Below are 312 nucleotides of genomic sequence, written 5' to 3'. Positions count from 1 at the left end.
CTACCCAGCTATGCCTTTGGCAAGACAACTGGTACACCAGCGGTGCGTCCATCCCGGTCCTCTCGTACTAAGGACAGCTCCTCTCAAATTTCCTGCGCCCGCGACGGATAGGGACCGAACTGTCTCCCGACGTTCTGAACCCAGCTCGCGTACCGCTTTAATGGGCGAACAGCCCAACCCTTGGGACCGACTACAGCCCCAGGATGCGATGAGCCGACATCGAGGTGCCAAACCTCCCCGTCGATGTGGACTCTTGGGGGAGATAAGCCTGTTATCCCCGGGGTAGCTTTTATCCGTTGAGCGATGGCCCTT

1 rRNA gene is annotated in these 312 nt (G+C 58.7%); it reads right to left on the bottom strand.

Annotation, left to right across the window (positions count from 1 at the left end):
• A 23S ribosomal RNA gene (locus CVN76_RS02510) occupies positions 1-312 on the bottom strand; the annotation flags it as partial.

The sequence above is a fragment of the Bacillus sp. mrc49 genome (assembly GCF_002803435.1).
Note: the sequence above shows the minus strand (reverse complement) of the source record. Positions and strands in the feature narration are given on the sequence as shown.